This is a genomic window from Saccharopolyspora sp. NPDC003752 (genome assembly GCF_053605825.1).
Genome location: NZ_JBSGJZ010000039.1, coordinates 61,567 through 76,269 on the forward strand (window position 1 = coordinate 61,567; position 14,703 = coordinate 76,269).

Annotated in this window: 14 protein-coding genes; 10 read left to right on the forward strand and 4 right to left on the reverse strand. The window is 72.1% G+C overall.

Translation table 11 applies throughout. The annotated features are described in order from the left end of the window. Positions 1–16: 16 nt before the first annotated feature. The 9 genes from ACWEV3_RS34905 to ACWEV3_RS34945 all read left to right on the forward strand — a co-directional run bounded on the left by ACWEV3_RS34905 (position 17) and on the right by ACWEV3_RS34945 (position 8,645). Positions 17–958: a phosphate/phosphite/phosphonate ABC transporter substrate-binding protein gene (locus tag ACWEV3_RS34905; protein ID WP_452617984.1), complete on the forward strand. Its 942-nt coding sequence runs from the start codon at positions 17–19 to the stop codon at positions 956–958. A 173-nt stretch (positions 959–1,131) separates the two neighbouring features. Further along, complete coding sequence (locus ACWEV3_RS34910) at positions 1,132–1,863, forward strand: GntR family transcriptional regulator (RefSeq protein ID WP_452617985.1); 732 nt, start codon at positions 1,132–1,134, stop codon at positions 1,861–1,863. Next, positions 1,860–2,276, forward strand: coding sequence for a phosphonate C-P lyase system protein PhnG (locus tag ACWEV3_RS34915; RefSeq protein ID WP_452617986.1), 417 nt, complete (start codon positions 1,860–1,862; stop codon positions 2,274–2,276). Before ACWEV3_RS34910 ends, ACWEV3_RS34915 begins: the two co-directional genes overlap by 4 nt. Further along, on the forward strand, positions 2,276–2,860 hold the full coding sequence (gene phnH, locus ACWEV3_RS34920) for a phosphonate C-P lyase system protein PhnH (RefSeq protein WP_452617987.1): 585 nt from the start codon (positions 2,276–2,278) through the stop codon (positions 2,858–2,860). The genes ACWEV3_RS34915 and phnH overlap by 1 nt, the downstream gene beginning before the upstream one ends. Further along, positions 2,860–4,017, forward strand: a complete 1,158-nt coding sequence (locus ACWEV3_RS34925; protein ID WP_452617988.1) for a carbon-phosphorus lyase complex subunit PhnI — start codon at positions 2,860–2,862, stop codon at positions 4,015–4,017. The genes phnH and ACWEV3_RS34925 overlap by 1 nt, the downstream gene beginning before the upstream one ends. After that, positions 4,014–5,792, forward strand: coding sequence for an alpha-D-ribose 1-methylphosphonate 5-phosphate C-P-lyase PhnJ (locus tag ACWEV3_RS34930; protein ID WP_452617989.1), 1,779 nt, complete (start codon positions 4,014–4,016; stop codon positions 5,790–5,792). The genes ACWEV3_RS34925 and ACWEV3_RS34930 overlap by 4 nt, the downstream gene beginning before the upstream one ends. 8 nt (positions 5,793–5,800) lie before the next feature. Then, the gene (locus tag ACWEV3_RS34935; RefSeq protein WP_452617990.1) at positions 5,801–6,535 is read left to right on the forward strand and encodes a phosphonate C-P lyase system protein PhnL; all 735 of its coding nucleotides are present in this window, start codon (positions 5,801–5,803) and stop codon (positions 6,533–6,535) included. 134 nt (positions 6,536–6,669) lie between these two features. Next, positions 6,670–7,839, forward strand: coding sequence for an alpha-D-ribose 1-methylphosphonate 5-triphosphate diphosphatase (locus ACWEV3_RS34940; protein ID WP_452617991.1), 1,170 nt, complete (start codon positions 6,670–6,672; stop codon positions 7,837–7,839). After that, positions 7,836–8,645: an inositol monophosphatase family protein gene (locus ACWEV3_RS34945; RefSeq protein ID WP_452617992.1), complete on the forward strand. Its 810-nt coding sequence runs from the start codon at positions 7,836–7,838 to the stop codon at positions 8,643–8,645. The genes ACWEV3_RS34940 and ACWEV3_RS34945 overlap by 4 nt, the downstream gene beginning before the upstream one ends. Before the next feature lie 148 nt (positions 8,646–8,793). On the opposite strand, the gene ACWEV3_RS34950 is transcribed toward ACWEV3_RS34945, so the two are convergent. The 4 genes from ACWEV3_RS34950 to ACWEV3_RS34965 all read right to left on the reverse strand — a co-directional run bounded on the left by ACWEV3_RS34950 (position 8,794) and on the right by ACWEV3_RS34965 (position 13,479). Beyond that, positions 8,794–9,615 carry an FAD binding domain-containing protein gene (locus ACWEV3_RS34950; RefSeq protein WP_452617993.1) on the reverse strand — a complete coding sequence of 274 codons (822 nt, stop codon included), beginning with the start codon at positions 9,613–9,615 and terminating at the stop codon, positions 8,794–8,796. Then, positions 9,612–10,085: a (2Fe-2S)-binding protein gene (locus tag ACWEV3_RS34955; RefSeq protein ID WP_452617994.1), complete on the reverse strand. Its 474-nt coding sequence runs from the start codon at positions 10,083–10,085 to the stop codon at positions 9,612–9,614. Before ACWEV3_RS34955 ends, ACWEV3_RS34950 begins: the two co-directional genes overlap by 4 nt. A gap of 263 nt (positions 10,086–10,348) precedes the next feature. Beyond that, complete coding sequence (locus tag ACWEV3_RS34960) at positions 10,349–12,610, reverse strand: xanthine dehydrogenase family protein molybdopterin-binding subunit (protein ID WP_452617995.1); 2,262 nt, start codon at positions 12,608–12,610, stop codon at positions 10,349–10,351. Between the two features lie 89 nt (positions 12,611–12,699). After that, on the reverse strand, positions 12,700–13,479 hold the full coding sequence (locus ACWEV3_RS34965; protein ID WP_452617996.1) for an HpcH/HpaI aldolase family protein: 780 nt from the start codon (positions 13,477–13,479) through the stop codon (positions 12,700–12,702). A gap of 371 nt (positions 13,480–13,850) precedes the next feature. Here ACWEV3_RS34965 and ACWEV3_RS34970 point away from each other — a divergent pair, with 371 nt between their 5' ends. Continuing rightward, positions 13,851–14,555 carry a FadR/GntR family transcriptional regulator gene (locus tag ACWEV3_RS34970; protein ID WP_452617997.1) on the forward strand — a complete coding sequence of 235 codons (705 nt, stop codon included), beginning with the start codon at positions 13,851–13,853 and terminating at the stop codon, positions 14,553–14,555. Positions 14,556–14,703 lie beyond the last annotated feature (148 nt).

Consider the following 14,703-nt stretch of genomic DNA (forward strand, 5'->3'; position numbering starts at 1 on the left):
GATGGAAGGACCTGCCATGTTCAAGACCTCCCGGCGGTTGCTCACCGTCCTCGCCTGCGCGGCGCTGCCGCTGGGCCTGACCGCCTGCGGCCCGAGCGCGGCCACCGAGCAGGGCGGCGCGCGCAACCCGGACGAGCTGGTGTTCGCCTCGATCCCGACGGAGGACTCCACCAGCCTGGAGCAGGAGTTCCGGCCGCTGATCGACATGCTGGCGAAGGAGACCGGCAAGAAGATCCGCGTGGAGAAGGCCACCGACTACGCGGCGGTCATCGAGGGCCAGCGCACCGGCAAGATCGACATCGCGATGTACGGGCCGCTGTCGTACGTGGTCGCGAAGAACAGCGGGGTGCGGATCAGCCCGCTTGGCGCCCAGGTGGAGACCAAGGGCGGGGCGCCCGGCTACCGGTCCTACGGCGTGGTCAAGGCCGATTCGCCGATCCAGCGCATCGAGGACCTCCGGGGCAAGCAGATCTGCTTCGTCGACCCGAACTCGACCTCCGGCTACCTCTACCCGAAGGCGGCGCTGCAGAAGGCCGGGATCGACGCCGAGCGCGACGTCAAGCCGGTGCTGGCCGGCGGGCACGACGCGTCCGCGCTGGGCGTGGCCAGCGGCCAGTGCGACGCCGGGTTCGCCTACGACGCGATGGTCGACAAGCTGCTGCCGGAGAAGGGCGGCATCAAGCCCGGCGACCTGCGGGTGGTGTGGCGCTCGGAGCTGATCCCGGGCTCGCCGGCCGCGATCGCCGACGACCTCGACCCGGCCCTGAAGAGCAAGGTCGTGGCGGCGTTCGGGACCAAGGCCAACGCCGACTACCTCAAGGCGAACGGCTTCTGCGCGGCGGGTGACTGCGAGGTCGGCGGCTACTGGGGCTTCGTCCCGGCCGACGATGCGACGTTCAACAGCGTCCGCGACGTCTGCGGTATCACCCGCGACAAGCAGTGCACCGACGCAGGCTGACACCCGGCCGTCCGATGGGGACCGCAGTTTCAATTGAAACTGCGGTCCCCATCGCTTTCGGCACCCGCCCTGCCAGCGGATACGAAACAAGTGTCCGGGGTGTTCACCCTCGCGGTTCTGCGCGTTGGGTTCGGTGAAGTTGTCCGGACAAGCTGGGCGAGCAGGCTTCCGGCGTGGTCAGAAGCCGGTACGTGGAGATAGCCGACACCCTCGCCGCTGAGCTCGCGCAGCTGCCGGCGGGCAGCCGGATCGCCGGCGAGCACGAGATCGCCGCCCGGTTCGAGGTGGGGCGGGCGGCGGCCCGCGCCGCCATGCAGGAGCTGGAACAGCGGCTGCTGGTTCGCCGGGTGCGGGGCGCTGGCACCTTCGTGAACCGGCGCATCGACTACGTGATTTCCCAGCGGCGGGCCCCGTCCTGGCACCAGACGGTGCGCGAGGCGGGCGCCGAGCCGCGCTCGGTCGTGCGCGACGTGCGGCGCGCTCCGCTGCCCGCGGCCGAGGCAGAACTGCTGGAGCGGCCCGCCGGCAACCCGGCCAGCCTGCTGATCCGCCAGTACTACGTGGACGACCTGCTGCACGGCTGGTCGAACGAGTGGATCCCGGCCGACGTGCTGCCCGATGTCGAGATCGCGGTGCACAGCGTCGAATCGGTCGACTCGATCCTGCGCCAGATGGGCGGGGTCCGGCCGGTGCGCTCCTGGTGCCGGGTCAGCAACGCGCTGCCGGAACCCGAGGTCGTCGCGGGCCTGGAGATCGAGTCCGGCCGCCCGGTGTGGCTGGTGGAGAGCGTCAGCCGGGACTCGGGCACCGGGCTTCCGGTGCTGTTCAGCCGCTCCTGGTCGCGCCCAGATTCCGCCCGGATCGTCGTCGAGATGGACGGGCCGTACCAACCGGAGGACGAGTGAACAGGGAACAGCGTGCCGCGCTGCTCGCCGCGGCCGAACCGGCCGAGGTGATCGAGCTGGCCGATGCCTGCCTGGAGGCGGCGCCGCCGCCGAAGGTGCTGGTTTCGCCGGAGGTGGGCTGCGTGTCGGTGCAGGTGCGGGAACCGATCGTGCGGGACCGGTTCCTGCTCGGCGACGTGCTCGCCTGCCGCGCCGAGGTGGAGCTGGACGGGGCCCGCGGCTGGGCGATGCGGCTCGGCGACGACCGGGCCGCTGCGCTGGCCGCGGCGATCCTCGACGCCGCCGTGGAATCCGGCCGGGCGCGGGCCGAGGTCGAAGCGCTCTGCGCGCGGGTCGCGGAGCGGCAGCGGCTGGCCGAGGACACCGAGTGGGCCGAACTGGCCCCGACGATCGTCGAGTTCGAGGAATTGTGATGACTGCGACCACTTCCCTGTCGCCCGAGCAGGCACAACTGGTCTTCCGCGCCGTGCTGGACGCCCTGTCCCACCCGGGCGAGGTGCTCCGTTTTCCCGCAATTTCCATTGAAATCGAACCTTCGATTTCAATGGAAATTGCGGACCACCGGGTTCCGGAGGCGTTGTTGCCGGTGTTGGCGCTGGCCGACCTGGACACCCCCGTGCACGTCGACGACTGCGCCGACGTCGTCCGCACCCAGACCTCCGCGCCGATCGTCGACCGCCCCACCGCGCGCCTGGCGGCGCTGCTCAAGCCGCTCGACGACCTGGCCGGGTTCCGCGTCGGAAGCGCCGCCGCGCCCGAAGACGCCGCGCTGATTTCCCTTGCCGTGCACGGTTTCGGCCACGGCACGCCGCTGCGGCTCTCCGGGCCGGGTGTGCCGGGCCGCCGCGAGCTGCGCGTCGCCGGCCTGCCCGCCGACTTCGTCGCGCAGCGGCGGGACCTGATCTCCTTCCCGGCCGGTTTCGACCTGCTGCTGGTCGCCCCCGGCGGGGAGCTGGTCGGGCTGCCGCGCTCCACCCGGGTCGAGGAGAGTGCCTGATGGGATATTCCGGAGTCCGCGGTGGGATGAACGCCATCCTCGCCGCCGAGCGGCTGGTGCGCCGGTCGCGGGACCACGCCCCGGCGGAGTGGGCGAGCACCGAGCAGATCGTGCTGCGGTTCCGCCTGGCCGTCGACCGGATCATGGGCGAGGCGGGCCTGTACGACCCGCCGACCGCCGCCGACGCGTTCCGGCAGGCCGAGGGCGACGTGCTGGAGGCCGCGCACCTCGTGCGGGCGCACCGGTCGACGCTGCCGAGGCTGGCGGTCACCGAGCCCGTCGAGCCGGACGGGATGGTGGTGCTGCGCCGCATCGTCCCGGCCCACCGCACCCCGGACGGCCCGCAGCTGCTGGGCCGCACCACCGACTACACCGGCCGCCTCCTGGAGCGCCCGGACGGAGCGCCGGGCGATTTCGCGCGAAATCGCCGATCCGCAGGCGTGGAGAGCGACGACTTCGCGCGAAATCGCCACGACGCCGAGCCGGCCGAGCGCACGCCGGAGCAGCGGCAGCCGCGCCGGTTCTACCAGCTGCTGCGCGACCTGGACTTGGTCGTCGAGCACGGCGAGCCGGCCGGGGACCCCGAGCCCTTCGACATCACCCGGCGGGCCGCCCGCCCACCGGCGCCGCGCTCGGCGGTGCTCTCCAGCATGGCCCGCGCGGAGACCGGCGCGCTGATCGGGCTCTGGTACCGGTCGATCCTCGGACCCGACGGCGACGTCCACGAGATCACCCTCGGCGACACCCGGCACGGCCGCGTGCCGCTGCGGGTCGTGCACCCGCACACCGGGAATCCGGTGGAGATCGGGCAGATCCGGGTGACGGAGGCGGAGGGCATCGAGGACCTCGACGGCGCCGACGAGGACCGCACCCGCTTCGACGTCGGCTACGGGCTCTGCTTCGGGCACAACGAGCGCAAGGCGATCGCGATGGCCAACCTGGACATCGCCTGGCGCCGCGCCGCGCCGGACAGCCCGCTGGAGCAGCTGCTGCTGCTCACCACCGACGGGCTGGATTCCGGCGGCTTCCTGGAGCACCTCAAGCTGCCGCACTACGTGACGTTCCGGTCCATGGTGGACCGCAAGATCGCCCGGCGGACGGCGCGGAACTCGACCGAGCCGCGCGTGCCGGAGCCGTTCGGGGAGGAGTGCCGATGAACACGGCCGTGCGGGATCTGCTGTCGGAGACCGACGACAGCGCGGGGATCCTCGACGAGGGAGCGAAGCGGGAGATCCGGCGGGCCGCGCTGGTCGCGGTGTGCGTGCCCGGCTACCAGGTGCCGTTCGGCTCCCGGGAGATGCCGGTGGCCCGCGGCTGGGGGTCCGGCGGGCTGCAGGTGACGCTGGCCGTGATCGGCGAGCGGGACGTCGTGAAGGTGATCGACCAGGGCGACGACGGCGGCGTCAACGCGGTCAACCTGCGGCGCATGATCGCGGGCACCACCGGCTGCGACGCCAGCACCGACACCCGGCGCGCGACGGTCATCCAGTCGCGGCACCGGATTCCGGAGGAGCGGCTGGGCCGGCAGCACGTCCTGGTGTACCAGGTGCCGGTGCCGGAGCCGCTGCGCGGCGTGCAGAAGTCGGTCGTCGAATGCGCCCGGATGCACGCCGAGAACGACTACTCGGCGATGTGGGTCAGCCTGTACGAGGACATGGTCCGCAACGGGGTGATCACCAAGTCGACCGGCTACCCGGTGCTGGTGGACGGCCGCTACGTGCTGGCGACCAGCCCGGTGCCGCGCTGGGACGTGCCGAAGCTGCACCAGTGCGAGCACCTGAACCTCTACGGCGCGGGCCGGGAGAAGCGGATCTACGCGATCCCGCCGCACACCGACGTGGTGCCGCTGACCTTCGACGACATCCCGTTCGAGGTCGAGCAGGTGCCGGGCGCCGGCTGCAAGTACTGCGGCTCGACGACCAGCTTCCTGGTCGAGGGCGGCGAGGGCACCTACGTGTGCAGCGACTCGGACTGGTGCTCGCGAGTGGAGGCCGGGGACGCCGACGTGGCGGGGCACCGGCTGCCGGTGGACATGCTGCCGGAGGTGGCGCCGCGGCCGGTCGAGGTCGTCGAGGTGCCGCGCCCGGTGGACGGTCCGGAGTGGACGCTGCGAGTCGACGGCATCGGCAAGGTGTACGGGCCGGGTGGTGCGGATTCCGTCGCGGGCACCGGTCCCGAGCACGGGACCGCGGTCAGCCCGGAGACCGGCGCCGTGGTCGCGGCCTGGGATGTGTCGTTCGACGTCGCGCCCGGTGAGGCGCTCGGGATCATCGGGGAGTCGGGCTCCGGCAAGTCGACGGCCCTGCGTTGCGTGATCGGCGACGAGCCCGCGACAAGGGGCGGCGTCTATCTGTCCAGTGTGGACGATGGTCGGGCGGACCTGCTGGGGATGGATTCCGCGCAGCGCAGGCGGCTTCGGGTGGACACCATGGCCGTCGTCTACCAGGACCCGGCCGCCGGGCTGGACCTGCGGGTGACCGCCGGCGGCAACGTCGCGGAGCGGCTGACCGCCGCCGGGTGGCGCGGCTACCACGCGATCCGCAAGCGCGCGGCCGAGCTGCTCGACCGCGTCGAGGTGCCGCTGTCCCGCATGGACGACCCGGTGAGCACCTTCTCCGGCGGGATGCGCCAGCGCGTCCAGATCGCGAAGGCGCTGGCCACCGAGCCGCCGGTGCTGCTGCTCGACGAGCCGACCACCGGGCTCGACGCGTCGGTCGCGGCGGGCGTGCTCGACCTGCTGCGCGGGCTGCTCAGCGAGCGCGACATCGCGGCCGTGGTGGTCAGCCACGATTTCGCGGTGATCGAGGCGCTGACCGATCGCAGCCTGGTCATGCAGCTCGGCCGCGTCGTCGAGCGGGGCCTGACCGACCAGCTCTTCGCCGACCCGCACCATCCCTACACCCAGCGGCTCGTCGCCGCCGCCCGGAGGTGATGTCCACAATGGAAGCAAACCCCGTGCTGACCGTTCGAGGCCTGCACAAGACGTTCACCCTGCACACCGTGGACGGCCGAACGGTCGTCTCGCTGCGCGGCGTCGACCTCGACGTCTCCGCCGGCGAGCACGTCGCGATCGCCGGGCCCAGCGGCGCAGGCAAGTCCAGCCTGCTGCGCTGCACGCAGCGCAGCTACCTGCCGGATTCCGGCTCGGTCGTCCTGCACGCCGATGACGGGCCGGTGGAGCTGACCGCGCTCCCGGATCGCGCGCTCGCCCGGCTGCGCGGCCGGCAGCTCGGCTACGTCTCGCAATTCCTCGCCACGCCACCGCGCACGGGACCGCTGGAGGTCGTCGCGGCCGCGGCCCGGCGCCGCGGGCTGGACCGGTCGGAGGCGCGCGACGCGGCGGCGGAGTCGCTGCGCCGGCTGGCGCTGGACGAGGTGCTGTGGGACGTCGACTGCGGGGTCCTCTCCGGCGGGGAGCGACAGCGGGTCAACCTCGCGGCCGGAACCGTGCGGCCGCCGCGATTGCTGCTGCTGGACGAGCCGGTTTCGGCGCTCGACCCGGCGAACCGGGAGCGCGCGCTGGAGCTGATCGCGTCGCTGACCGGACAGGGCGTGGCGGTGCTGGCGGTGTTCCACGACCTCGACGCGATCCGGCGGCTGGCGACGCGGGTGGTGGAGATGGCCGATGGCCGGATCGTCCGCTCCGGCACGGCCGAGGAGGTGCTCGCCGCGTGAACAGCCCTGTGTCGACCCCAGTCCTCCTCAACCGCACCCCAGGGGACCGTGACGCAAACCAGCCACGAGAAACCGCGAAACGCGAGTTTGACCTGGGACGTAACCACAACTGTGAAGCGCGGAGAGGCGGAACTGTGGAGGTCAGCTGGCCGTTGGCGGCGGCGCCGAAGGACTACGTGCTGGGGCACGTGCGCGCCGTGCTGCCGGACCGGGTCACCGACGACAGCCGGATCGTGGTGCGCGCCGGGCGCATCGACGCGATCGAGGACCACCCGGCGGGATCGTCCTGCGACGTCGACGGCGGCGGCATGCTGTGCATCCCGGGCCTGATCGACGTGCACAGCGACGCGCTGGAGCGGGAGCGCATGCCGCGCCCGTCGGCGGTGCTGCCGTGGGACTTCGCCCTGCTGTCCCTGGAGGGCAAGCTCACGGCGGCCGCGGTCACGACGGTGTTCCACGGCGCGGCGTTCCAGCACAAGACCTCGCGCGGGACGCAGCGCTCCATCGGCGGCGCGAGCGAGTTGTGCGAGACGGTGCGCGCCAGGGGAGCGGGGCCGGTGGACCACCGGGTGCTGTACCGGCTGGACGTGCGCTCCGCCGAAGGCGCCGCCGCCCTGCGAGCGCAACTGGACACTGTGGACGATGGCGCGCTGGTCTCGCACGAGGACCACACGCCGGGCATCGGGCAGTACGCCGACCGGCGGCAGATGGAGCGCTACCTCGTGGGCGCGGACGGGATGGCGCCGGAGGAGGCGGAGCAGCACGTCACGGAGATGATCGCCGAGCGCGGCGAGCTGCTCGACGTGCGGGACGAGAACCTGGCCTGGCTGGGCGACCTCGCGCGGTCCGGGCGGATTCGGCTGCTCGGCCACGACCCCGAGTCGGCCGAGGAGATCTCCGCGCTGTGCACCAGGGGAGGCGCGGTGGCGGAGTTCCCGACCACGATGGCGGCGGCGGTCGCTGCCCGCGAGCACGGCCTGCCGGTCGTGGCGGGCGCGCCGAACGTCCTCCGCGGGCACTCGCACAACGGGAACGTGTCGGCCAGGGAGCTCGCCTCGCGCGGGCTGGTCACGGCGCTGGCCTCGGACTACCTGCCGTCCGGGCTGCTGGCCGCGGTGTTCGGGCTGGCCGGCGAGCTCGGGTTGCCCGCGGCGATCGCCCTGGTGACCGCCGGGCCCGCGGCGGTCGCCGGGATCGCCGACCGGGGGCGGCTGGAACCCGGACTGCGCGCGGACCTGGCGCTGGTGGAGCGGGGGCCGAAGTGGCCGCTGGTGCGGGCCGTGCTGTCGGGAGGTGCGGCGTGATCGGATGGCCGGTGCCGGACCCGCAGATCCCGTCCGCCGCGCACGCGGTGCTGGCCGAGGCCGCCAAGGCGGCGTCGGCGGCGTTCCGCGACGCCCGCGCCCGCTATGACCGGGCGCAGCTCGCTGAGACGTCCTCGATCGGCGCGGACGGCACCGCGTCGATGCGGCTGGACCTGCTGGTGGAGGCCGCGATAGCGGAGGTCGTCGAGGCGCACCGGATCAACCTGCTCAGCGAGGAGGTCGGGTTCGTCGACAACGGCTCGGCGGTGACGCTGGTGGCCGATCCGGTGGACGGCACGGCGAACGCCGCCGCCGGGGTGCCGCTGTCGGCGTTCTCCGGCGCGATCGTGCTCGACGGGACGCCGGTGGAGGCGCTGACCTGCTGGCTGGACACCGGGCGCTGCTGGCACGCGGTCGCCGGGCAGTCACCGGAGTTCCGCACCAGCGGCCGGCGTTCGCTCGACGGCGCGGCGGTCAGCCTGCTGCGCCCGCACGAGCGCAGCGCGGACGCGTGGTGGCGGGTGGCGAAGCGGGCGGCACGCGTGCGGATCCTGTCCACGACGTGCCTGGAGACGATGCTGGTGGCGGAGGGCTCGACGGATGCGTTCGCCGACGCGGACTCCGACACCCATCGCATCGTGGACCTCGTCGCGGCGATGGTGGCGCTGCCCGGAGCGGGCGGCGCAGTCCTGGACGTCCACGGCAGGCCCCTGGAGGTCGACCCGGACCTCCGGCGCCGCTGGTCCGGGGTGGCGGCGGCGACGCCGGAACTGGCGGAAGAGCTCGCCGCCACCATCCGCGGCTAGGCGACCGGCCGGGAGGCTCCACAGTGGAGCGACGTTCCGGTGTGCACGAGGCCGTGAGTACTTTGTGTCGCTATAACAGCACAAAGTACTCACGGCCCGGTTGACCAGCGGAAACCTTGATCGCGGCTCCGCCAGCGCGGCAGAACCGCTACGCGCCGCGTGCCGCGGCGGCTTCCAGCGCCCGGCGCACCAGCACCTTCGCCAGGTGCCTCCGGTAGTCGGCGCTGGCGCTGGCCTGGTCCGGCGGCGACGTGTCCTCCGCCGCCCGCTCCGCGGCCTCGGCGGCGCTCGCTCCGCTCGCCAGGGCCGCCTCCACGCCGTGCGCCCGCATCGGCGTCGGGCCCATGTTCACCAGCGCTACGCGCTGGCCGGCGACGGCTACGCCGACCACCGCCCAGTCGATCGCCCGCTTGGTGAACTTCTGGAAGTCCCAGCCCTGCGCGGGGTTCTTCGCCACCCGGATCTCCACCAGCAGCTCGTCCTCGCCGAGCGCGGTCTCGAAGAAGTCGGTGAAGAACTCCGTCGCCGGGATCTCCCGGGTGCCCGACGGGCCCTGCGCGACCAGCACCGCGTCCAGCGCGAGCGCCACCGCGGGCAGGTCGGAGGCCGGGTCGCCGTGCACCAGCGAGCCGCCGATGGTGCCGCGGTGGCGGACCTGCGGGTCGCCGATGGTGCCCGCGGCGTGCGCCAGCAGCGGCACCTCGCGGGTCAGCAGCTCGGAGTGCTCCAGGTCGTGGTGCCGGGTCAGCGCCCCGATCCGGATCTCCGAACCCTCCTCGCGGATGTAGGACAGGTCGCGCAGGCCGCCGAGGTCGATCAGCACCTCCGGCACCGCCAGCCGCAGCTTCATCAGCGGCAGCAGCGAGTGCCCGCCGGCGAGCAGCTTCGCGTCGTCGCCGTGCTCGGCGAGCAGGCTCAGCGCCTCCTCGACGGTGTTGGCCTTCTTGTAGGTGAACGCGGCAGGGATCATTCCGCGGCCCCCGACTTCTCCTTGGCCGCGGTCAGCACGGCTTCGACGATGTTGTGGTAGCCGGTGCACCGGCAGAGGTTGCCCTCCAGGCCGGACCGCACGTCGGCCTCGGTCGGGTTCGGGTTCTCCTCGACCAGCGACACCGAGGCCATCACCATGCCCGGCGTGCAGAAACCGCACTGCAGCCCGTGCTTCTGCTGGAAGGCGCGCTGCATCGGGTGCAGCTCCTCGCCGTCGGCGAGGCCCTCGATGGTGGTGATGTCGTGGCCGTCGGCCTGGGCCGCGAGCACGGTGCAGGACTTCACCGACTCGCCGTCGAGCAGCACCGTGCAGGCCCCGCACGACGTGGTGTCGCAGCCGATGTTGGTGCCCGTCAGACCGCAGTCCTCCCGCAGGTACTGAACGAGCAGCGTGCGGTCCTCGACCTCGTGGCTGCGCTGCTCGCCGTTGACGTTGATCGAAACTTGCACGAAACGAACTCCTAAGCACTTGTCGGGTCAGCGTGATCCACTCACCCGAACCAACTCCGCGGGCTGTCTATGCCTCGTTATGTTGCCGTCTTTCAAGCGGCGCAGCCGCTTGGCCCACGCACGCAGGGGGACCACCGGCGGGTTCTCAGGGGTCGTCTCGGGAGGACAGCCCCGACGTGGTGCATTGGACGTGCATGATGTCGGGGATCCCGGACCGAGGCGGCGTCTGAGGTTCCGCTACGGGACCACCTCCGCAAATTGAGTCATGAATGGGCTTGGATGGCCTTCCACACCCGTTCGGGGGTGGTTGGCATGTCGATGTGCCTGACACCGAGGTGGGCCACGGCGTCGACCACTGCGTTCTGGACCGCCGGGGTGGCGCCGATGGTGCCCGCCTCGCCGATCCCCTTGACCCCCAACGGGTTGAGCGTGGTCGGGGTTTCCATCGTCAGCAGCTCGAAGCTGGGCAGCTCGGCCGCCGTGATGAAGGCGTAGTCGGCGAGGTTGGCGTTCTGCGGGTTTCCGTCGGCGTCGTAGGAGACCTCCTCCAGCAGGGCTTGGGCGGCGCCCTGCGCGATGCCGCCGTGCCGCTGGCCCTCGGTGAGGATCGGGTTGATGATCACGCCCGCGTCGTCAACGGTCACGTGCCGAAGATAGTTCACCTTGCCGGTCTCGGTGTCGACTTCGACGACCGCCAGGTGCGATCCGAACGGGAAGGTCGGCCGGTCCTCGGTGAAGTGCACGTCGGCGGCCAGCCCCTCGTCGGCCCGCTGGGCCAGCTCCGCCCAGGACAGCGCGACGCTCGGCGTGCCGCGCACCTGCCACGTGCCGTCGGTGAGTTCGAGGTCGGCCTCGTCGATCTCGATCAGCTCCGCGGCCAGCTTGCGGGCCTTCTCCTTGACGTCCACCGCGGCCCGGTGCACCGCGGACCCGCCCAGCTGCAGCGAGCGGGAACCCATGGTGCCCACGCCCTTCGGGATCAGGTCGGTGTCGCCGTGCACGACCTCGATCTTGTCCAGGTCGATGCCCAGCTGGTCGGACACCAGCATCGCGTAGGAGGTCCAGTGGCCCTGCCCGTGCGGGGAGCTGCCGGTGAGCACCAGAACGCTGCCGTCCGGGCGGATCTCGACGTGCCCGGTCTCGCCCTCGGTGTTGTTCGGCGCGGTGATCTCCACGTAGCTGGCCAGCCCGATGCCCAGCTGGAGCGTGGCGCCTTCGGCGCGCCGCTTGGCCTGCTCCTCGCGCAGCGCCTGGTAGTCGGCGGCCTCCAGGACCGCGTCCAGCCCCTTGATGTACTCGCCGGTGTCGTAGGTCATGCCGCCCGGCGTGTCGAACGGGAACTGCTCGGGGCGCACCAGGTTGCGGCGGCGCACCTCGGCCGGGTCGACGCCGGTCTCGGCCGCGAAGAGGTCCATCGCGCGCTCCACGGCGGCGGTCGCCTCCGGCCGCCCTGCGCCCCGGTAGGCGCCGATCGGCGTGGTGTTGGTGACGACGCAGCGGGCGGCGGAGTCGACCTTCGGGATGTCGTAGACGCCGCTGACCATGAACCGGGTGAACAGCGGCAGGAACGCGCCCATCCGCGGGTAGGCGCCGACGTCCTGGACGATCTCCAGCCGGTAGGCCAGCACGGTGCCGTCGCGGCGGCCGCCGATGGTCACCACCTGCCGTTGCGCGCGGCCGTGGGTCATCGCGACCAGGTTCTCGCTGCGGCTCTCCACCCACTTCACCGGGCGGCCGGCACGCTTGGCCAGGAACGCCAGCAGCGCGGCCTCCTGCTCGACGCCGATCTTGGCGCCGAAGCCGCCGCCGACGTCGGGCGTGATCACCCGGATCCGCTCCTGCGGCAGCCCCAGGTTCGCCATCAGCTCGTCGCGGCAGCTCTGCGCGTTCTGGTTGGACAGCCACAGGGTGACCTTGTCGCCGTCCCATGCGCAGGCGGCGGTGCGCACCTCCAGCGGCGCGGCGGCGAGGCGCTGGTTCTCGATCTGCTTGGTGACGACGACCTCGCAGCCGTCGAACAGCGAGTCGTCCAGCTCGCCGCTGGTGCCGGTGACGTTGGTGCCCGCCTCCGGGAACAGCAGGACGTCGTCGCGCAACGCGTCGGCGACGTCGACCACCGGGTCCAGCGGGTCGTAGTCGACGGAGACGAGTTCGGCGGCGTCCTCGCCCTGCGCGCGGGTCTCGGTGAGCACCACGGCCACCGGTTCGCCGACGTAGCGGACCGTGTCGCGGGCCAGGTGCGGTCGTTCCATCGCGGCAGGTGGGGGGCCGCTGACGCCCATCTGCGAAACGAACGGCGGGAGGTCGACGTCCGCGCCGGTGAACACGCCGGCCACGCCGGGCAGCTCGCGGGCCGCCGAGGTGTCGATCTCGGTGATCTTGGCGTGCGCCAGCGGGCTGCGCACGAAGGTGACGTGCAGTGCCCCGGCGAGTGCGGGATCTCGCAGGTCGTCCACGTAGGTGCCGCCGGCGGTGAGTAGGCGCGGGTCCTCGCGGCGCTCGACCCGGGTGCCGAGAATGCTCAATGGTGCCTCGCAGTCAACAGGATCAGAATCGGGAACCGACCAGTGAGTCTGGTGCGACGTCCCGCGCCGCACAAGACTTGCGGCCGTTTTCAGGCGTAGTCGCCAGTGCCTGCGGCTCGTCCCGTCACCTGGCGGACCGCCGCGGTGGCCGCCTCGCGGAGCAGGACCGCGTCGGAGCTCAGCGACGCCAGGTCGAAGCCCAGGTCATGCCAGCGTTGCACGGTTTGGGCGCTGTCACAATGGATGCCCGCCAGCACGCCGCTGCGTCGGCAACTGTCCAAAATGGAGCGGACGAGCTGCTCGTGCTCGGCCTCGCGGACCGCGAGTACGGGCGCCATCCCGTGGCCGAGGGCGAGATCGGACGGGCCGATGTAGGCCGCGTCGATGCCCGGCGTGGACAGGATCTCGTCCGCGTTCCGCACGCCCTCGGGGGTCTCGATCATCGCGGCCAGCACGGTGCGCCGGTTGCCGGCCTCCGGCGTGTAGTCGTCGAGCTCGAACGCCGCCCGGATCGGCCCCCAGCTGCGCGAACCCATCGGCGGGTACTTCGCCGCCTCGACCGCGCGGCGGGCCTCCTCGGCGTTGTTGACCATCGGCACGATGATGCCGTGCGCACCGGCGTCGAGGGCCTTCATGATCTGGTCCGGCTGGTTCCACGGCACCCGCACGAAGGTCGGCGTCCCGGTGATCGCGAGCGCCTGCAGCATGGGGACCATCTGGTCGTAGCCGACGAGCCCGTGCTGGGTGTCGACGCACACCCAGTCGTATTCGCAGCGGCCCATCAGCTCGGCGGCGAACGGGCTGGGGATCGAGCACCAGCCGCCGACCGTCGGGCGACCGGCCTCCAGGGTTTCACGCAGCGTTGCCATCATGCTCCTTCGAACTCGATCGCCGACCGCGGCTTGCCGGCGTTCGGCGGGGGTCGTGCCGGGCCGGCGCCGCCCCGGCGTTGCGGGCGAAAACGGTGCTGGTCGAAGGGATTCGACGGTGCGTCGGGACGTCCGCGACTCTAGGACACATCTGATGTTTCGAGCAATACGCCGCGCGTGCTCCCGCGGTCGCTGACCGGCCAATACCTCGTCGAACAACCGATTTCACCGTAGTTCCCCGATCGAACGATCAACGTTGACGGCCCGGAACGTCTGATGTATCGGCTGCGGTGGCTCGTGAGTACTTTGGATCGCTATAGCGGACCAAAGTGCTCACGAGCGGCGCGGGCCGACCGATGTGGAGGGCGCGGATGGGGCGGAGCAACGACGCGATCGAGAAGATCCGCCAGCTCATCGCCGGCGGCGAGCTGAGCCCCGGCGCCCGGTTGCCGCGCGAACCGGACCTCGCCGCGCAGCTCGGGCTCTCCCGCAGCTCGATGCGGGAGGCCGTGACGGCGCTGGTGCACGCGCAGGTGCTCGACGTCCGGCGCGGCGACGGCACGTACGTGACGAGCCTGGAGCCGCACCGGCTGCTGGAGGGCATCGCCCACGCGGTCGAGCTCATGCAGGACGACACGCTGCCGGAGATCTTCGAGCTCCGCCGTCTGCTGGAGCCGCAGGCGACGGCGCTCGCCGCGGAGCGGATCACGCCGGAGCAGCTGGCGCGGCTGCGCGGACACCTCGACGCGATGCGCCGATCGGAGACGATCGAGGAGCTCATCACGCACGACGCCGAGTTCCACGCCTGCATCATGGCGGCCACCGGCAACCGGACGCTGACCTCGGTGGTCAACGGCCTGGCGGCGCGCGCCTTGCGGGCCCGGACCTGGAACGCCCTGAACATCGCCGACGCGCGCGAGCGGATCATGTCCCAGCACCAGGCGATCTACGAGGCGCTCGAAGCCGGTGACGCGGCGCTTGCCCTGTCCTGGGCGACGATCCACGTCACGGCGTCGGAGAAGGACCTCCTCCGCACCATCCCGCCCGCCGACCGGCGAGGCCCCGGATCCGCCTGAAAGCCACGCCCTAGAGGTCGTTTCACGATGTGCGTGCGCCGATTTCGCGCGAAACCAGCGTCCCTCGTGAGGCGGGGTGGGGGGTTGGGGGGGAATCGCCACCGCGGGGCCGCCGGCGCCCGGTGAAGGTACCGCGACCGAATCAACG